Genomic DNA, 17,713 nt, shown 5'->3' on the forward strand with positions numbered 1-17,713 from the left:
GGCGGCCAAGGTGGCGAGGCTGAATGAGGATGGGACGCTCGATAATACATTTGGCTTCGGTGGCGTTGTTGATTTGCCATTATTGGTGGCGCCGGAGCGGTTTATGCCGAACCATCTATGCCAACTGGACGATGGTGGTTGGCTGGTTTCTGGGGGAGCAGGCTTTGTTAGTTATCCGGCGCGCATGGCGGTTATCAGGCTTCGCAGTAATGGAGAGTTGAATACCGACTTCAACCAAACGGGCATGCGAATTTTCAATACCGCTGACTTGAGTGGTCCGGAAACTACGGCATTTGACGGTATTCCTAAAGTTGTGGTTAAAGCCGCAGTCGCTCAAGATGGAAAAATCATTTTGGTCATCAATCGGGGGGTTGCATATTTGCCGACCGGTATTGTGCTGCGACTTAATCCAAATGGTTCGACGGATACGACTTTTAACCAAACGGGTTTTTTGAATATCGAGATTCCGGGCGTATCGGAGCAGGCTAATCGTCCGCGTGATGTGTTGATTCAGCCTGATGGAAARGTGCTGGTCTGTGGTGATTACAATTTGAATGAGAGAGGGCACCTTGCAGCGTTTGTCATCCGCTATGACCACAATGGCAAACTGGATGATCAATACGGTAACCGTGGTGTTGCAAGCTTTTCCGGTGACAAGGGACGAGCTTCCTTTTATTCGATGAAACTGGCAACCAATGGCGGAACACTTGTAGCTGGCTTCCTTGACGAAAGCAAATTCAGTGGCATGCTTGTTGCCCTTAACCTCAGTGGACGCCTAAGTCCAGATTTCAACAATGGCCAGCCATTGATTTCTGATTTCATGGAGTTGTCCTGGGCATGGCTCGGGTTTCAGGCGGATGGAAAAATAATGGTTACCGGCTTGGGCTACCGTGCGAGTAGCGAGGAACTTTACTCGATCCTAACGGCACGCTTCCTTCCTGGTGGTTCTCTGGACACGACTTATGGAGGGGGAGGCTGGAGTATCTTCAAAGGTTATATCTCCAATGGCAGCGCATTGACGACAGATAACCGAATCGTTGTTTGTGGATATAATGACACCCTTCAGGACCGGGGAATCATAGTGCGTTATTTAGGCTGACTGCTGCGAAGTGCTTGTATGAAGCTATGGTCTGGTCCATCAGGCCGAGTTGGATTCTTCGCGGGCAAGTCCGCTCCCACAGGGATACTTTAATCCTGTGGGAGCGAGGCTTTTAAGGCTGGGTGAATTGCGACGCCAGTTCGCGCAGCAGCACTTCGGCTTCGAGGACTTTGCTGACGACGTCGTTGGCTTTGTCGCGGGTCAGGCCGACGCGGTCGAGCAGGGCATCGGGGATTTCTTCGTCGGGGCCGGAGCCGATGCCACGGCTGCGCAGCAGGCGCACGGCCAGGCAGACGAGGTTCGGGTACTCGGCGTAGTCGCCGTCGTAGCTCGGGTCGTGCTGGAAGCGCAGCGCGGTGGACAGTTCATCCGGCATGTCCCAGTAGCGCATCAGCCACGCGCCGATCTGTTCGCGGCTGATGCCCAGCAGGTGTTGCTCGACAAAGCTGTGGCACAGGTGCGGGTTGACCTCCAGGTGGCGGCAGATCAGCGAGAAGTGCGGCGGGAAGACGTGGGCCAGCAGCAAGTAGCCAAAGTTGTGCAGCAGGCCGGCGAGGTAGGTCAGGCCAGCTTCCGGACGCTGGGCGCGCGGCATGGCGCGGGTCAGGCCTTCGATGACGGCGGCGGTGTAGATCGATTGGTGCCAGTACGGCGTGGTGTGTTGCGGGTGGTCCTTGGGCAGGCTCAGGGTTTTGCCCAGGGCCAGGCCCAGTGCCAGGTTGATCACCAGATCGAAACCCAGCACGCGGACGATCGCGTCTTCCACTGAACGAATCTTGCCCGGCGACGCGTAGTACGGCGACGCCGCCCAGCTCACCACTTGCGCGGCCAGCGCCGGGTCGGTTTCGACGACGCCGGTGATGTCGTCGATGGTGGCGTTGGGGTCGACCCGCAGCTTGATGATTTTTTGCGCAGTTTCGGCCAGTGGCGGAATCTCGATGGTCGCTTCCAGGCGTTGCTGGATGCGTCGCGCCGTGAAGGCCTGCACCGCCTGGGTGATTTCCTCGCGGTCATCGTCGGGGCGGTCGAGGTTCGGGCGGATGCGGCTCAGGGCTTCGCCGAAGTTCGCGGCGCTGGCCTTGGTCAGCATGCTCTTGAAGTCTTCGCTGGTGATTTCCAGCAGCACGCCCGGCTCACCCGAGTTGATCAGCAACAGTGGTTCGCGCAGCAGGCTTTCTTCGTACAGGCACGGCGAGCTGGTGAGCGCCGGCAGGCCGGGCAGAAAGCTCAGGTTGTGTTTGCCGAGCATGCGCTCCAGGCGCTCGGTCGGCACGGCGGTGAGCCGGCGGCCGGTAAGTTCGGCGAGACGGTTGAGGTCCAGCAACTGGCTCTGCGGGAACAGCACCATGAGCGCGCCGACAGCATCGTCGACCAACACCGCTTGTACTTTGCGAGCGGGGTTGAGGCCCGGGCGATCGAGCACTTCGGCGTAGCTGATGCCCAACTTGCCGAGCAGCAGCCGGATAACAGACGGAGCGTGCGGGGCTTCGGGTGCGAGGGCAACTTCGGTCATGGTGTGTGTCCGTTTTCAAACAATTGCAGGAGTATAACCAGCTTGTTTAAAACCATCGCCCAGAAACTGAGACACTGCTCACACTTGGCCGTATTGCTGCCCATGGCGTAGCCAGCGGTCGAGCAACGGGCCGACGTGATGCGGCCAACGCTCCAGCAATGCCTGGGCCGCGTCGCGCACGGCCGGCAGCAGGTCGGCGTCGCGCATCAGGTCGGCGACCTTGAATTGCAGCAGGCCGGTTTGGCGGGTGCCGAGCATTTCGCCGGGACCGCGCAGTTCGAGGTCTTTCTCGGCGATCACAAAACCGTCGTTGGTTTCACGCATGATACCGAGGCGTTGCCGGCCGATCTGCGAGAGCGGCGGATGGTAGAGCAGCACGCAGTGACTGGCGGCGCTGCCCCGACCGACGCGACCGCGTAACTGGTGCAGTTGCGCCAGGCCGAGGCGTTCCGTGTTTTCGATGATCATCAGGCTGGCGTTGGGCACATCGACGCCGACTTCGATCACCGTGGTCGCCACCAGCAACTGCAACGCGCCGGCCTTGAACTGGGCCATGACGTCGGCTTTTTCCGCCGGCTTCATGCGCCCGTGAATCAGGCCGACCTTCAACTCGCCGAGGGCGGCGGTGAGGTCTTCATAGGTGGTTTCGGCGGCCTGGCAGGTGAGCTCTTCCGATTCTTCGATCAGCGTGCACACCCAATACGCCTGCCGCCCTTCGGCGCACGCGGCGCGCACTCGCTCGATGACTTCAACCCGGCGCGTGTCGGTGACCAGCACGGTGTTGACCGGGGTTCGACCGGGCGGCAGTTCGTCGAGGATCGAGGTGTCGAGGTCGGCGTAGGCGCTCATCGCCAAGGTGCGTGGAATCGGCGTGGCGGTCATGATCAGCTGATGCGGACACATCCGCCCGCCAACGCCTTTCTGCCGCAGCGCCAAGCGTTGCTGGACGCCGAAGCGGTGCTGTTCGTCAATGATCACCAGCGCGAGGTTCTTGAACTGCACTTCGTCCTGGAACAAGGCGTGAGTGCCGACCACCATCGGCGTGCCGCTGGCGATTTGTTCTAGCGCGGCGACGCGGTTCTTGCCCTTGAGCTTGCCGGCCAGCCAGGCGACTTCCAGGCCCAGCGGTTCGAGCCAGCGCTTGAAAGTGATGAAGTGCTGTTCGGCGAGGATTTCGGTGGGCGCCATCAGCGCCACTTGATAACCGGCTTCCAGCGCTTGCAAGGCGGCGAGGGCGGCGACCACGGTTTTACCGGCGCCGACGTCGCCCTGAATCAGCCGCAGCATCGGCTCGTGCTGGCTCATGTCGTAGGCGATTTCATTGCCCACCCGTTGCTGCGCGCCGGTCGGTGGGAAGCCAAGGTTGGCCAGGTACTGGGCCGGCAGCCGGGTGGCTTTGGGCATGGCCGGCGCCCGCAGCGCGCGCATGCTTTCACGCAGGCGTTGTTGCGACAGCTGATGGGTCAGCAGTTCTTCAAAGGCCAGACGGTGCTGCGCCCAGTGATGACCGAGGGCGAGTTCGTCGACATCGGCGTCCGCTGGCGGGTGATGCAGGTAGCGGATCGCGTCGGCCAGCGGCGCCAGTTGGTAGTCCCGCGCCAACTCTTGCGGCAGCCAGTCAGGCAGGCTGCTGGGGCCGARCAAGGTCAGGGTTTGCATGCACAGTTGGCGCAGACGCTGTTGGGTCAGGCCTTCGGTGAGCGGGTAGACCGGCGTCAGGGTTTCATCCACCGGCGGCGGTTCGTCGCCGGTGATGGCGCGGTATTCCGGGTGGTAGATTTCCAGCCCCGACGCGCCGGGCCTGGCCTCGCCGTAGCAACGCACGCGGGTGCCGCGTTTCAGGCCTTCCTTTTGCGCGTTGCTGAAATGGTAGAAGCGCAGGCTGAGCCCGCCAGTACCGTCCTGCAGGCGCACGACCAGGCTGCGGCGCCGGCCCATCACTACGTCGGCGCCGCTGACGGTGCCTTCTATCACCGCGTCCTGACCCGGCCGCAAGTGGCCGATCGGCACCACGCGGGTGCGATCCTGGTAACGCAGCGGCAGGTGGAACAGTACGTCCTGGAGGTTTTCCAGGCCGACCTTGGCGAGTTTTTCGGCCATGGCTTCGCCGACACCCTTGAGTGCCGTGACCGAGACTTGCGACAGCTCAGCCATTGCTACTGCTTACCCCGCAACCGCTGGCGACTTGGCCACCGAGCACAGGCGGATCGAGTCAGCGAGGATTTCAATCGCTTTGGGCCGCGGGAAGCTGGCGCGCCAGGCGATGGCCACGGTGCGGAACGGCACTGGCGGCGACAGTGGACGCACTTCGAGCACGCCGGGTGAGTAGTGGTGACTGTCGACGGCCGAGAGCGGCAGGATCGAGATGCCCAGGCCGGAAGCGACCATGTGCCGAATGGTTTCCAGCGAGCTGGATTCGACCGTGGTGTGTTTGGCGCCATCGTTGCCTTTGGCCAGGGTCGGGCAGGCTTCGAGCACTTGGTCGCGGAAGCAGTGGCCTTCGCCGAGCAGCAGCAGGCTCTTGTCGTTGAGCAGGCCGGCGTCGATGGATTCTTTTTCGGTCCACGGGTGCTGGGCCGGCATCAGGACGTAGAACGGCTCGTCGTAGAGTTGCAGGGTCAGCACGTCGGCTTCGTTGAACGGCAGGGCGATGATGATCGCGTCGAGTTCGCCGTTGCGCAGTTTGTCGCGCAGCACGTGGGTGAAGTTTTCTTCGATGTACAACGGCATCTGCGGGGCAACCCGGTGCAGTTGTGGAATCAGGTGCGGGAACAGGTACGGGCCGACGGTGTAGATCGCGCCGACTTTCAGCGGGGCGGTCAGCTGGTTTTTGCCGGCCTGGGCCAGTTCGCGAATGCCTTGGGCTTGTTCAAGGACTTTCTGGGCCTGGGCGACGATGCCTTCGCCGACCGGGGTCAGGCGCACCGCGCTTTTGCTGCGCTCGAAAATCAGCACACCGAGTTCGTCTTCAAGTTTTTTCACGCCCACCGACAGCGTCGGCTGACTGACGTGGCAACGCTCGGCTGCGTGGCCGAAGTGCTGCTCTTGGGCGAGGGTAACGATGTAGCGTAATTCTGTGAGGGTCATAGCGGGCGTCCATGATGATGCGGCCAAGCATACCGGCTGCAATCGATAGACGCACGTTATCAGACAGAGGGCGGAGCGCGACACTGGGCAATGCCTGTTTGGCGCTGGCAGATATGCAAAAGGCACCTTTCGGTGCCTTTTGATTGCAAAGATCTGTGGGAGCGAGCCTGCTCGCGATAGCTATGGACCAGTCAACATTGATGTTGGATGGACTGCCATCATCGCGAGCAGGCTCGCTCCCACAGGGGGCAACGCGTTTTAACGGCGGCCTTTTTCCAGGGAGTACACAAACGGCGCGACGATTTCGATCGAGCCGTTCTTCAGCATGTCGGCCGGTGGCTTGGGCAGCGGCTGGGCGCGGCGGATCATTTCCAGGGTGGCCCGGTCCAGATCGGCGTTGCCGGAGCGACCGACCAACTCGTAAGACAGCACGTTGCCTTGAGCGTCGACCACGAAGCGCAGACGGTTCAAGCCTTCCTTGCCGCGCGATTGGGCGGCCGGCGGGTACTTCTTGTACTTGGCCAGGTGCGCCAGCAGCGTGCCTTGCCAACTTTCCTTGGCCGCAGTCTGCGCTGGCGATGGGCCTGGGGCAGGTTGCGCGGATTTCTCCGTCGGAGTGTTGGTCGGCGGTGTGTCGCTGGGTTTTTCCTCGGCCGGTTTTTCTTTCGGCGGCTCGGGCTTTTTCTCCACCGGCTTGGGCGGTTGAGGCTTGGGCTTGGGTTTGACCGGCTTGGGCACCGAGATCGTCGGCTTTGGCGCTTCCGCCAGTTTCGGCAGTGGCAGTTCTTCGACCGGGGTCGGTGGCTGCGGCGGCGTGACGACCTTGGGCGGTGCGGGTGGTGGCGGTGCCGGAAGCGGCGCCAACTCGACCATCATCGCCATCGGCGGCAGCTCGACGGGCGGTGAGGACTTCCAGTTGAGCGCGAGCAGAATCGCGACCGCATGGACGCCCAGCACCACGACCAGGCTAGCGCCGTAACGCGTCAGCTTTTGGCGCGTCGTGATCATTTTTTGGCTGCCGTCTCAAGTCCGACCAGGCCGACTTTCAGGTAGCCGGCCGCCCGCAGGGCATCCATCACGTGCATCAGGTCGCCGTAGTCCACGCCTTTATCGGCCTGGAAGAAGATGGTCGTGTCCTTCTTGCCGTGGGTTCGCGCATCGAGGGTCGCGCCGAGGGTTTCGGCGTTGACTTCGTCTTCGCCCAGGTACAGGCGTTGGTCGGCCTTGACGCTGAGGAACACCGGTTTCTCTGGCCGCGGCGCCGGTTTGGCGGTCGAGGCGGGGAGATCAACCTTGATGTCCACGGTGGCCAGCGGGGCGGCGACCATGAAGATGATCAGCAGCACTAGCATCACGTCGATGAACGGCGTGACGTTGATTTCGTGGTTCTCGGCGAGATCGTCGTCCGCGCCTTCCTTTAAATGCAAGCCCATGGCGGATTACCCTACTTTGACCATGTGCGGTTGCGAAGGGATGCGCTCGGGCGGCAGGTGGTCGAGGTCGCGGCTGACCAGCAGCAGGACCTGCGCCGAAGCGTCGGACACCTGGGCCTTGTACCCGGCGATGGAGCGTGCGAAGACGTTGTAGATGACCACCGCAGGAATCGCGGCCACCAGGCCCAGCGCAGTGGCCAGCAGGGCTTCGGCGATGCCGGGGGCGACGACGGCGAGGTTGGTGGTCTGGGTTTTGGCGATACCGATGAAGCTGTTCATGATGCCCCACACGGTGCCGAACAGCCCCACGAACGGCGCGGTGGAACCGATGGTGGCCAGCACGCCGGTGCCGCTGCTCATGTTGCGACCGCAGGCGGCCACCAGACGCTCGAGGCGGAAGCTGACGCGTTCCTTGATGCCTTCTTTTTCACGGCTGTTGGCCGAGAGGCGCATTTCTTCGAGGGCGTCGTGGACCAGCAGGTTGGCGAGGGTGCCTTCCTTGGCCGCACTGGCGCTGGCTTCTTTAAGGGTGGTGGCTTTTTTCAGGCTGGCGATTTCACCGCGCAGACGACGCTTGGCGCCCAGCAGCTCAAGGCCCTTGGCGATCCAGAGAGTCCAGGTGATGATCGAGGCGATGGCCAGGCCAATCATCACGATTTTCACGATGATGTCGGCGTTCTGGTACATGCCCCACGGTGACAGGTCGTGGGCCATGCCCAGGGAGTTGTCGGCTTCGAGGACTTCAGGTGCGTCAGCGGCAGCGCCTTCGGCGGCCAGTGCCGGGTCGGCGGCGACGGGTGCCACGACCGGGGCGGCGTGATCAGCATGATCAGCAGCGACTGGCGCGGACGCTGCTGCAGCCGGTGGGGTGGCGACGGTGGGCTCGACGGCGAAGGTAGCGGTCGGGGCCAGCAGCAAGCTGAACAGCAGCGCGGCGACCGCGCTCAGGGCGCGAGTGGGACGAGCAAGTGTGGTTGGCGAAGCGGAGAGTGAATTACGTGTCATGCTGGCCGGACCTGAGAGAAAAAGAGGGTTTAATGTCCTTCCAGGCCTCGCGGGCCGAGAACAAAAGTGGCGGGCATTATTGCAAGTAATTCTTGTTAACAAAAGTAATAGAGTCTCTTTTTTTCTTTGATTGCTAGCCGCGTGTCCAATACCAAGGCTAGCCTGTACCTTTCTGATGGGAGATTTTTGATGTCCGCGCCTTCTGTTTTAATCGCCGGTTGTGGCGATGTTGGCGGCCGTCTGGCCACTCAACTGTTGGCCTCGGGGTGGGAGGTTCATGGCTTGCGGCGTGACATCTCGCGCCTGCCCGAGGGCGTTATTGGCGTTGCTGGCGACTTGTTCAATAAAGACTGCCCGGCGACCTGGCCCGTCGGTGCGGTGGATTACCTGGTGTATTGCGCGGCTGCYACCGATCACGATGAAGCCGGTTACCGCGCCGCTTATGTCCAGGGCTTGCAGCATGTGCTGGAATGGCTGAACGACTACGGTCAGGCACCGAAGCGCTTGCTGTTTGTCTCCAGCAGTAGCGTGTACGGGCAGCAGAACGGTGAATGGATCGATGAAATGTCGCCGACTCAAGCGGCCGGCTATTCCGGACGAGTGATGCTGGAAGCCGAGCAGATCGCATTAAACAGTGGCACTCCTGCGAGTCTGGTGCGCTTGACCGGGATTTACGGCCCGGGTCGTGAGTGGCTGTTGAGTCAGGTGCGGCAGGGCTATCGCGTCGCGGTTGATCCACCGCTGTATGCCAACCGGATTCATGTGGATGACGCAGCCGGGTTGTTGGCGTTCCTGTTGCTGCGTGCCGAGCGCGACGAGGCGCTGGATGACTGCTATATCGGCGTCGACGACGCGCCCGCGCCGTTGGCGGAGGTGGTGGGTTGGTTACGCGAGTACCTTGGGGTAACCGAATGGTCGGAGGATGCCAGCGTGCGCCGTACGGGCAGTAAGCGTTGCAGCAACGCCCGCGCCAAAGCGCTGGGCTGGACACCGCGCTATCCGAGCTTTCGTGAAGGGTATGCAGCGATTATTGAAGGCCGCAGCTGACTTTCAAGCACCCCAAAACAACTGTGGGAGCGAGCCTGCTCGCGATTAGGCCATAACATTCAGCATTAATGCTGACTGTTACACCGTCATCGCGAGCAGGCGAACGTCGCCCGGCCCTTCCCACATTGGTTCTTTGGTGATCCTAAAGCAGGATCACTGTTTTTCCAGTGTCCATTGGCGATTGCCAGGGGTGAACGAAGGGACTTCGTCCGCCTGGGCGCCATTGACTGCCTGGAATATCTCCATCTGTTTGCCGTTGCGGGTGAAGATCCACGGGTTGCCCTGGCCGCTCAGTTGCAGCCAGACCGTGTCGTGGCCGCCGCTCATGGAGGCGCAGTCGCCCGCCAGGCACAGCGCGTAGCGGTCAGCGCCGGGCAGGCCTTGAACGGCGCCATCGGCCTGGAACTGCACGGTGCTGCCTTCGCCCGGACCGTTGACGATCTTCCAGCTACCGCCCAGGTACGCTGAGTACAGCGCGCGCTCGAAGCTGGCGCCAATCGGCGCGCCTTCGGGGGCGATGTCTTTGGCGCGGTCAAACAGTTGCTCGGGCTCGTTRTCGTTGGCCACCTGGTGCAACTGTTTGCCGTCGCGCTTCAATTCGGTGGCAGCGCTGCCATAAAACTCGACTTTCCAGGCATCGGATTTGCCGCCGAGCATTTTACCTTCGACGTTCTCGAAACCGTTTGTGTAGCGCGCCTGGCCGGCCTTGGTGTTGACGTCCCACTCCAGGTTCGGGCCATAGGCTTGCAGTGCTTCGCGCAGCGGGCCGCCCTTGGCCGCCGCATCGATTGCCGACTGGTTGATCCAGGTGCCACTGATGTCACGGTCGGCAGGGTTGCTGGCACAGCCACCGAGAAACGCCGCGAGCAACGAGAGAGCTAGCGCTTTGCGCATGAGGAGATCCTTACAGAACGAAGTCGGCGCAGCCTGGGAGGCTGCGCCGTGCGTATTACTCGATGACCAGGATGGCATCCATTTCAACCTGCGAACCCTTTGGCAGGGCTGCCACGCCGATGGCGGCGCGCGCTGGGTAAGGCTGGTCGAAGTATTTGCCCATGATCTCGTTGACCTTGGCGAAGTGGCTCAGGTCGGTGAGGAAGATGTTCAGTTTGACGATGTCCTTGAACGAACCGCCAGCGGCTTCAGCCACGGCTTTGAGGTTCTCGAACACCTGGACGGTCTGGGCTTCGAAGCCTTCGACCAGTTCCATGGTTTTTGGATCGAGCGGGATCTGGCCGGACATGTAGACGGTGTTGCCAGCCTTGATCGCCTGGGAGTAAGTACCGATGGCGGCCGGGGCCTTGTCGCTGGTGATAACAGTCTTGGTCATGTATGACTCCTTGTAATTGGGGGGCTGTATGGACGAGCTAGGCACGCATGCGGGTGATGCGAATCACCCCGGTCAAGGCGCGCAGTTTCTTGATCACGCGGGCCAGGTGTACACGGTCGTGCACGCTGACCACCAGTTGGACCACGCTGATACGACCGTCGCGTTCGTCCATGCTGATTTTTTCGATGTTGCCGTCCGCAGCGTTGACGCTGCTGGCCAACAGGGCAATCAGGCCGCGCTGGTGTTCCAGCTCGACGCGCAGTTCGACATTGAATTCGCCGGTGACATCCTTGGCCCACGAGAGCTGGATGCATTTTTCCGGGTTGTGGCGGATTTCGCTGATGTTGCGGCAGTTGTCCAGGTGCACGACCATGCCTTTGCCGGCGGACAGGTGGCCGACAATCGGGTCGCCCGGGATCGGCGTGCAGCACTTGGCGTAACTGAGCACCAGGCCTTCGGTACCGCGAATCGCCAGCGGACCTTCCGGGCTTGGCAACTGTTCGCCTTCGCCGAGCAGGCGGCGGGCGACGACATAGGCCATGCGATTGCCCAGGCCGATGTCTTCGAGCAGGTCTTCGATCAGTTCGAGGCGGTATTCGTTGAGCATCGCCTTGATGCGCTCGGCCGGGACTTTTTCCAGTGAGCTGTTGAAACCGTTGAGCACCTTGTTCAGCAGGCGTTCGCCCAAGCTGATGGACTCGGAGCGGCGCTGCAGTTTCAGCGCGTGACGAATATGCGTGCGGGCCTTGCCGGTGACCACGAAGTTGAGCCACGCCGGGTTCGGGCGTGCACCCGGAGCGCTGACGATCTCGACCGTCGAGCCGCTTTGCAGCGGTTCGGACAGCGGCGCCAGGCGACGGTTGATCCGGCAGGCGATGCAGCTGTTGCCGACGTCGGTGTGCACCGCGTAAGCGAAGTCGACCGCCGTGGAGCCTTTTGGCAGCTCCATGATCCGGCCTTTTGGCGTGAACACGTAGACCTCGTCCGGGAACAGGTCGATCTTCACGCTTTCAATGAATTCCAGCGAGTTGCCGGCGCGTTGCTGCATTTCCAGTACGCCCTTGACCCACTGGCGGGCGCGGGCGTGAGTACCTTTTGGCTGCTCGTCGCCAGTGGATTTGTACAGCCAATGGGCAGCGATGCCGTTGTTGGCCATCTCTTCCATTTCACGGGTACGGATCTGGATTTCGATCGGTACGCCGTGCATGCCGAAGAGCGTGGTGTGCAGCGACTGATAGCCGTTGGCCTTGGGAATCGCGATGTAATCCTTGAAGCGCCCTGGCAACGGTTTGTACAAATTATGCACGGCACCGAGCACGCGGTAGCAGGTATCGACCTTGTCGACGATGATCCGGAACGCGTAGACGTCCATGATCTCGTTGAAAGCCCGGCGCTTGCCGCGCATTTTCGTGTAGATGCCGTAGAGGTGTTTCTGGCGACCGCTGACCTCGCCCTGAATGCCGTCGATGGCCAGGCAGTGGCTAAGGGACTCTTCGATCTTGTTGACGATTTCCTTGCGGTTGCCCCGGGCGCGTTTGACCGCCTGGTAGATCCGCGCGGAACGCATCGGGTGCATGGCCTTGAAGCCCAGGTCTTCGAACTCTACGCGGATGGCGTGCATGCCCAGCCGGTTGGCGATGGGCGCGTAGATTTCCAGGGTTTCCTTGGCGATCCGCCGGCGCTTTTCACCGGACAGGACTTCCAGCGTGCGCATGTTGTGCAGGCGGTCGGCCAGTTTCACCAGGATCACGCGAATGTCGCGCGCCATGGCCATGGCCATTTTCTGGAAGTTTTCGGCTTGGGCTTCGGCTTTGGTCTCGAAGTTCATCTGGGTCAGTTTGCTGACCCCGTCGACCAATTCGGCCACGGTTTCGCCAAACTGCGCAGAGAGCGCTTCCTTGGCGATGCCGGTGTCTTCGATCACGTCATGCAGCATCGCGGCCATCAAGCTCTGATGGTCCATGTGCATGTCGGCAAGAATGTTCGCGACCGCTAACGGGTGCGTGACGTACGCTTCGCCGCTGCGGCGGCGCTGGCCGTCGTGGGCTTGTTCGGCGTAGAAGTACGCTCGGCGGACCAGGTTGACCTGGTCGGTGCCGAGGTAGGTCGATAAGCGTTCGGCGAGGGCGTCTATGCTCGGCATGATGACTCCTGCCGATGGCTGTGACCCCGCGCCGTACTACGTCGACCAGGCATGGACTTAGACGGCCTCGTTGGACTCGTCCTCGAACGCTGCGAACAGCGGTTCGTCTTCGACGATTTCAGCATTGGCGATGAACTCGTAGCTCATCAGGCCTTCAGCGATTTCACGCAGGGCCACAACGGTAGGTTTGTCGTTTTCCCACTGGACCAGAGGCTCTTTGCCGCCGGTGGCCAGTTGACGGGCACGCTTGGTAGAGAGCATGACCAGCTCAAAGCGGTTTTCCACGTGTTCTAGGCAGTCTTCAACGGTTACGCGGGCCATGGTATTCCTCGGAGCGAATGCAATATGCGCGCTGCCCGGTTGGGCGAGCGGACTCAACAGTTTAAAAAATCACCAGCGATTAGGGAAGCGCTGATTTTTTAACCAAGCCCTTCAGCGCGCTGCAAGTACCAATGTAAAGCCCTTGCAGCGGTTTTGGGAAGAGCTGATTCAGCCCAGCAATTCGGCAAGTAATTTACCGAAACGCTGTTGCTGACGTTTCTGATGCAGCTGATTGGCGCGGAAAATCGCTTTCAGGTCTTCCAGCGCCTGGTTGAAATCATCGTTGATGATCAGGTAGTCGTAGTCGACGTAGTGGCTCATCTCGCTGACCGCTTCACGCATCCGGCCTTCAATGATCTCGTGGCTGTCCTGGCCACGGCCGTGCAGGCGTTGGCGCAAGGCCTCCTGGGAGGGCGGCAGAATGAAGATCGAGCGCGCTTGCGGCATCAACTTGCGCACCTGCTCGGCGCCTTGCCAGTCGATTTCCAGGATCAGGTCGTGGCCTTCATCCAGGGTCTGCTGCAGGTGGCTTTGCGAAGTGCCATAGAGGTTGCCGAACACTTCGGCGCGCTCCAGGAAGTCGCCGTGCTCGATCATCTTCACGAACTGGGCGCGGTCGACAAAGTGGTAGTTCACCCCGTCCACTTCGCCCTGGCGCATGGCGCGGGTGGTGTGCGAGATCGAAAGCCGGATCTGTGGAAGATCGTTGATCAGGYCCTTGACCAGGCTGGTTTTGCCAGCGCCGGACGGGGCGGAAATGATGTACAGGGTGCCAGTGCTGTGGGTCATGTCAGGGTAGCCTTACTCAATGTTCTGCACTTGTTCGCGCATCTGCTCGATCAACACTTTGAGGTTGACCGCAGCCTGGGTGCTGCGCGGGTCGAAGGCTTTGGAGCCCAGTGTATTGGCTTCGCGGTTGAGCTCCTGCATCAGGAAGTCGAGGCGCCGACCGGCAGCGCCGCCGGACTTGAGCACGCGGCGAACTTCAATGATGTGGGTGCTCAGGCGGTCCAGTTCTTCGGCGACGTCGCTTTTTTGCGCGAGCATGACCATTTCCTGTTCCAGGCGCTGCGGGTCGAGCTCGGCCTTCATGTCGGCAAAGCGGTCGAGCACCTTCTGACGCTGGGTGGCGAGCATCTGCGGAACCAGTTCGCGCAGGGTCACCACGTCTTCTTCAATGGACGTCAGGCGTTCGTTGATCAGTCGGGCCAGCTCTGCACCTTCGCGTTCGCGGCCAGCCTTGAGTTCCTTGAGGCCTTCATTGAACAGGGCCAGCGCCTCGGCGTTGAGCGCTTGCGGGTCGCTTGCATCGGCAACCAGCACGCCAGGCCAGGCCAGCACTTCCAGCGGGTTGAGGGCTGAAGGATTGTTGATCAGGCTGGCGACGGTCTCGGCGGCGGCGACCAGTTGCGCGGCGCGTTCGCGGTCGACTTGCAGCGGTTTGCCGGCGGTTTCTTCGGTGAAGCGCAGGGTGCACTCAAGTTTGCCGCGCGACAGGCCCTGACGCAGTGCTTCGCGCACGTTGCCTTCGAGGTCGCGAAAGGACTCTGGCAGGCGCAGGTGCGGTTCCAGGTAGCGGCTGTTGACCGAGCGCAGCTCCCAGCTCAGGGTGCCCTGGCTGCCGGCTTTTTCGACGCGGGCGAAGGCGGTCATGCTGTGCACCATGGAGGTACCTCGCGATTCAGGCCTGCGCCGAACCCTACGGGCTCAACGGACCTGGTTAGATGAATTAAAGCCCACAGGCTGCAAAGGCGCAGGATTGTAGCGCAGTGCGGCGGATGCTCCCAAATGGCGCGTGTGACAAAGCGCAGCAGGTCGTCGCAAGGCGCGGTTCAGAGCCCTCGCTCGTCGCTTGGGTTTTTTAGATGTGCCCAGGCGCGCCCGGCCGCCCTATAATGCTCGGCAGATTTCCGTCCTCCGTACAGGTGTTCCCCTATGAAACGTCCAAGTGGTCGCGCTGCCGATCAGCTCCGCTCGATCCGCATTACCCGCAACTACACCAAACACGCCGAGGGATCTGTACTGGTCGAGTTCGGTGATACCAAGGTGATCTGCACCGTCAGCGTCGAAAACGGTGTGCCGCGCTTCCTCAAGGGGCAGGGCCAAGGCTGGCTGACCGCCGAATACGGCATGCTGCCGCGCGCCACTGGCGAGCGTAACCAGCGCGAAGCGAGCCGCGGCAAGCAAGGCGGCCGTACGCTGGAGATCCAGCGTCTGATCGGTCGTTCCCTGCGCGCTGCACTGGACATGTCCAAGCTGGGCGATGTGACCCTGTACGTTGACTGCGACGTGATCCAGGCCGACGGCGGTACGCGTACTGCCTCGATCACCGGCGCCATGGTTGCGCTGGTCGACGCCTTGAAAGTGATCAAGAAACGCGGCGGCCTGAAAGGCGGTGATCCGCTCAAGCAGATGATTGCTGCCGTGTCGGTGGGCATGTACCAGGGCGAGCCAGTGCTGGATCTGGACTACCTGGAAGACTCGGCTGCCGAGACCGACCTGAACGTGGTGATGACCAGCACCGGTGGTTTCATCGAAGTGCAGGGCACCGCTGAAGGCGCGCCGTTCCAKCCTGAAGAGCTGAACGCGATGCTGGAGCTGGCGAAGAAAGGCATGAACGATATTTTCGATCTGCAGAACGCTGCGTTGGCCGACTGAGTATTCGAACTCATTCCAGGATAAGGAGAACGCCATGAATGACGACCAGCTACCCGCACCCGCACCGAGCCAGGAAGTCAGGCAATGGGCGATGTTCTGTCATTTGTCGGCGTTTCTTGGCTACTGGTTTCCGTTCGGCAGCCTGATCGGGCCGCTGATCCTGTGGCAGATGAAGCGCGAGCAGGACCCGTTCATTGACGCGCAGGGCAAGGAAGCGCTGAATTTCCAGATCACCGTGGCGGTGGCAGCCACGATCTGTATCCCGCTGATGTTCGTATTGATCGGCATCCCGCTGTTTGGCTTGCTGGTGATCGCGGCGGTGGTGCTGACCATCATTGGCGGCGTCAAGGCGAATGAGGGCGTGGCTTACCGTTACCCCTTCACTTGGCGACCGATCAAGTAATGCTCGGTGAGGATGCCTTTGTGGGAGCGAGCCTGCTCGCGATAGCGGTCTGACAGTCAATCAGCGCCCATGGAAAAGCCGACATCTCTGTCGGCTTTTTTGCGGCTGCGAAATGACGCTTAGATCGTCAGCGTCCAGTCGTAGTCCACGATCAACGGCGCGTGTTGCGAGAACCGCGGCTGACGTGGCAAGCGAGCGCTGCGGACAAAGCGGCGCAGGCCCGGGGTCAGCAGCTGGTAGTCGAAACGCCAGCCCAGGTTGAGCATCTCGGCCTGTTCGTTGTCTGGCCACCAGCTGTACTGATCGCCTTCACGGCTGACTTCACGCAGGGCATCGACATACCCCATGTTGCCGACAATCTCGTCCATCCAGGCACGCTCTGGCGCCAGGAAGCCCGGGGATTGCTGGCTATCGCGCCAGTTCTTGATATCCAGCTTCTGTTGCGCCACGTACAGCGAGCCACAATAAATGTACTCGCGACGTTTGCGCCGCTGTTTATCCAGATAACGGGCGAAATCGTCCATTAGCTTGAACTTCTGGTTCAAGTCTTCATCGCCGTTCTGCCCCGAAGGGAGCAGCAAGGTCGCGATGCTGACCTTGTCGAAATCGGCTTGCAGGTAGCGCCCGTAGCGGTCGGCCGTCTCAAAGCCGAGACCGCTGATGACAGCCTTCGGTTGCAACCGCGAGTACAAAGCCACGCCACCTTGGGCGGGAACTTCGGCATCGCAGGCATAAAGGAAGTAGCCATCCAGTTGGAAGGCTGGATCGTCCAGTTCAAAGGCGGAGGCGCGGGTGTCCTGCAGGCAGATGACGTCGGCATTCTGTGCCTGCAGCCAACTGAGCAAACCACGCTCGACTGCAGCCTGAATACCATTGACGTTCACACTGATGATCCGCATAAATGGCCCCAAAAATCGCGTGCGTGTATGATACACGGCGTCTACCTAATTAGCTAAATCCGTGGTATTTGGGGTTTTTTTCATGCAAGCGTATCAGCGCGACTTCATTCGTTTTGCCATCGATCGCGGCGTTTTGCGCTTCGGTGAGTTCACCCTGAAGTCCGGGCGTACCAGTCCTTACTTCTTCAATGCCGGCCTTTTCAACTCGGGTTCTGCGCTGGCGCAGCTGGGTCGTTTCTACGCGGCAGCCATCGTCGAGAGCGGCATTGCGTTCGACGTGCTGTTTGGCCCAGCGTACAAAGGCATTCCTTTGGCGGCGGCTACCGCCGTGGCATTGGCCGAGCACCATGACCGCGATCTGCCATGGTGCTTCAACCGCAAGGAAGCCAAGGCCCACGGCGAAGGCGGCAGCCTGGTCGGCGCGCCATTGACCGGCGACGTGCTGATCATCGACGACGTGATCACCGCCGGAACCGCAATCCGTGAAGTGATGCAGATCATCGCTTCCCAGGAAGGCGCCAAGGCTGCCGGCGTGCTGATCGCGCTGAACCGTCAGGAGCGTGGCAACGGTGAACTGTCGGCAATCCAGGAAGTGGAGCGTGACTTCGGTATTCCGGTGATCAGCATTGTTTCGCTGAATCAGGTGCTGGAATTCCTCGCCGACGATCCGCAGCTCAAGCAGCATTTGCCTGCGGTTGAAGCCTACCGCGCGCAGTTCGGCGTCTGACGGTACACCCCCCCCTTGTGGGAGCGAGCCTGCTCGCGATGAGGCCTT

18 protein-coding genes are annotated in these 17,713 nt (G+C 61.1%); 5 read left to right on the forward strand and 13 right to left on the reverse strand.

Annotation, left to right across the window (positions count from 1 at the left end; all coding sequences use genetic code 11):
• Positions 1–1,099, forward strand: a 1,099-nt coding sequence (locus AC1DH9_RS05230) for an NHL repeat-containing protein (RefSeq protein ID WP_477807887.1), incomplete at its 5' end; no start/stop codon positions are given.
• Positions 1,100–1,211: 112 nt separating this feature from the next.
• Here the strand turns inward: AC1DH9_RS05230 and AC1DH9_RS05235 are convergent.
• The 6 genes from AC1DH9_RS05235 to exbB form a co-directional block, all read right to left on the reverse strand.
• Positions 1,212–2,612: an aminoacyl-tRNA deacylase and HDOD domain-containing protein gene (locus tag AC1DH9_RS05235; RefSeq protein WP_427545529.1), complete on the reverse strand. Its 1,401-nt coding sequence runs from the start codon at positions 2,610–2,612 to the stop codon at positions 1,212–1,214.
• Between the two features lie 78 nt (positions 2,613–2,690).
• Positions 2,691–4,766: an ATP-dependent DNA helicase RecG gene (gene recG / locus AC1DH9_RS05240; RefSeq protein WP_477807888.1), complete on the reverse strand. Its 2,076-nt coding sequence runs from the start codon at positions 4,764–4,766 to the stop codon at positions 2,691–2,693.
• 9 nt (positions 4,767–4,775) lie between these two features.
• Positions 4,776–5,699, reverse strand: coding sequence for a hydrogen peroxide-inducible genes activator (locus tag AC1DH9_RS05245; protein WP_427545531.1), 924 nt, complete (start codon positions 5,697–5,699; stop codon positions 4,776–4,778).
• A gap of 258 nt (positions 5,700–5,957) precedes the next feature.
• Complete coding sequence (locus AC1DH9_RS05250; RefSeq protein ID WP_427545533.1) at positions 5,958–6,707, reverse strand: energy transducer TonB family protein; 750 nt, start codon at positions 6,705–6,707, stop codon at positions 5,958–5,960.
• Complete coding sequence (gene exbD / locus AC1DH9_RS05255; RefSeq protein ID WP_054594656.1) at positions 6,704–7,132, reverse strand: TonB system transport protein ExbD; 429 nt, start codon at positions 7,130–7,132, stop codon at positions 6,704–6,706. The genes AC1DH9_RS05250 and exbD overlap by 4 nt, the downstream gene beginning before the upstream one ends.
• Positions 7,133–7,138: 6 nt before the next feature.
• A complete protein-coding gene (exbB, locus tag AC1DH9_RS05260; protein ID WP_427545535.1) occupies positions 7,139–8,137 on the reverse strand; it encodes a tonB-system energizer ExbB in 999 nt (332 codons plus the stop codon).
• Between the two features lie 189 nt (positions 8,138–8,326).
• Here exbB and AC1DH9_RS05265 point away from each other — a divergent pair, with 189 nt between their 5' ends.
• Entirely contained in the window at positions 8,327–9,184 is an 858-nt protein-coding gene (locus tag AC1DH9_RS05265; RefSeq protein WP_427545537.1) for an NAD-dependent epimerase/dehydratase family protein, read from the forward strand.
• A gap of 153 nt (positions 9,185–9,337) precedes the next feature.
• On the opposite strand, the gene AC1DH9_RS05270 is transcribed toward AC1DH9_RS05265, so the two are convergent.
• From AC1DH9_RS05270 to AC1DH9_RS05295, 6 genes are all read right to left on the reverse strand, one after another.
• Positions 9,338–10,078, reverse strand: coding sequence for a hypothetical protein (locus AC1DH9_RS05270; RefSeq protein ID WP_427545539.1), 741 nt, complete (start codon positions 10,076–10,078; stop codon positions 9,338–9,340).
• 55 nt (positions 10,079–10,133) lie between these two features.
• Positions 10,134–10,514, reverse strand: coding sequence for a RidA family protein (locus tag AC1DH9_RS05275; RefSeq protein WP_003229509.1), 381 nt, complete (start codon positions 10,512–10,514; stop codon positions 10,134–10,136).
• 37 nt (positions 10,515–10,551) lie between these two features.
• The gene (gene spoT / locus AC1DH9_RS05280) at positions 10,552–12,657 is read right to left on the reverse strand and encodes a bifunctional GTP diphosphokinase/guanosine-3',5'-bis pyrophosphate 3'-pyrophosphohydrolase (RefSeq protein ID WP_427533635.1); all 2,106 of its coding nucleotides are present in this window, start codon (positions 12,655–12,657) and stop codon (positions 10,552–10,554) included.
• 57 nt (positions 12,658–12,714) lie between these two features.
• Positions 12,715–12,978, reverse strand: a complete 264-nt coding sequence (gene rpoZ, locus AC1DH9_RS05285) for a DNA-directed RNA polymerase subunit omega (RefSeq protein WP_003177259.1) — start codon at positions 12,976–12,978, stop codon at positions 12,715–12,717.
• A gap of 168 nt (positions 12,979–13,146) precedes the next feature.
• The gene (gmk, locus tag AC1DH9_RS05290) at positions 13,147–13,767 is read right to left on the reverse strand and encodes a guanylate kinase (protein WP_477807889.1); all 621 of its coding nucleotides are present in this window, start codon (positions 13,765–13,767) and stop codon (positions 13,147–13,149) included.
• A 12-nt stretch (positions 13,768–13,779) separates the two neighbouring features.
• Positions 13,780–14,643: a YicC/YloC family endoribonuclease gene (locus AC1DH9_RS05295; protein ID WP_427545542.1), complete on the reverse strand. Its 864-nt coding sequence runs from the start codon at positions 14,641–14,643 to the stop codon at positions 13,780–13,782.
• Positions 14,644–14,913: 270 nt separating this feature from the next.
• Between AC1DH9_RS05295 and rph the strand changes: the two genes are divergently transcribed.
• Both rph and AC1DH9_RS05305 read left to right on the forward strand, forming a co-directional pair.
• Entirely contained in the window at positions 14,914–15,636 is a 723-nt protein-coding gene (gene rph / locus AC1DH9_RS05300; protein ID WP_477807890.1) for a ribonuclease PH, read from the forward strand.
• 34 nt (positions 15,637–15,670) lie between these two features.
• Positions 15,671–16,039 (forward strand): DUF4870 domain-containing protein, encoded by a 369-nt coding sequence (locus AC1DH9_RS05305; RefSeq protein WP_123581097.1) that lies wholly within the window; start codon positions 15,671–15,673, stop codon positions 16,037–16,039.
• A gap of 119 nt (positions 16,040–16,158) precedes the next feature.
• Here the strand turns inward: AC1DH9_RS05305 and AC1DH9_RS05310 are convergent, their stop codons facing one another.
• Entirely contained in the window at positions 16,159–16,938 is a 780-nt protein-coding gene (locus AC1DH9_RS05310; RefSeq protein WP_003176915.1) for an exodeoxyribonuclease III, read from the reverse strand.
• 82 nt (positions 16,939–17,020) lie between these two features.
• Between AC1DH9_RS05310 and pyrE the strand changes: the two genes are divergently transcribed.
• Complete coding sequence (pyrE, locus tag AC1DH9_RS05315; RefSeq protein WP_427547220.1) at positions 17,021–17,665, forward strand: orotate phosphoribosyltransferase; 645 nt, start codon at positions 17,021–17,023, stop codon at positions 17,663–17,665.
• Positions 17,666–17,713 lie beyond the last annotated feature (48 nt).

This window comes from Pseudomonas sp. 05T35, assembly GCF_056396605.1.

Coding starts and splice junctions, on each gene's coding strand:
- exbD (WP_054594656.1), bottom strand. CDS start 7,132: ATGGGCTTGCATTTAAAGGAAGGCGCGGACGACGATCTCGCCGAGAAC.
- AC1DH9_RS05310 (WP_003176915.1), bottom strand. CDS start 16,938: ATGCGGATCATCAGTGTGAACGTCAATGGTATTCAGGCTGCAGTCGAG.
- spoT (WP_427533635.1), bottom strand. CDS start 12,657: ATGCCGAGCATAGACGCCCTCGCCGAACGCTTATCGACCTACCTCGGC.
- AC1DH9_RS05235 (WP_427545529.1), bottom strand. CDS start 2,612: ATGACCGAAGTTGCCCTCGCACCCGAAGCCCCGCACGCTCCGTCTGTT.
- exbB (WP_427545535.1), bottom strand. CDS start 8,137: ATGACACGTAATTCACTCTCCGCTTCGCCAACCACACTTGCTCGTCCC.
- AC1DH9_RS05250 (WP_427545533.1), bottom strand. CDS start 6,707: ATGATCACGACGCGCCAAAAGCTGACGCGTTACGGCGCTAGCCTGGTC.
- AC1DH9_RS05275 (WP_003229509.1), bottom strand. CDS start 10,514: ATGACCAAGACTGTTATCACCAGCGACAAGGCCCCGGCCGCCATCGGT.
- AC1DH9_RS05295 (WP_427545542.1), bottom strand. CDS start 14,643: ATGGTGCACAGCATGACCGCCTTCGCCCGCGTCGAAAAAGCCGGCAGC.
- AC1DH9_RS05305 (WP_123581097.1), top strand. CDS start 15,671: ATGAATGACGACCAGCTACCCGCACCCGCACCGAGCCAGGAAGTCAGG.
- AC1DH9_RS05245 (WP_427545531.1), bottom strand. CDS start 5,699: ATGACCCTCACAGAATTACGCTACATCGTTACCCTCGCCCAAGAGCAG.
- pyrE (WP_427547220.1), top strand. CDS start 17,021: ATGCAAGCGTATCAGCGCGACTTCATTCGTTTTGCCATCGATCGCGGC.
- rpoZ (WP_003177259.1), bottom strand. CDS start 12,978: ATGGCCCGCGTAACCGTTGAAGACTGCCTAGAACACGTGGAAAACCGC.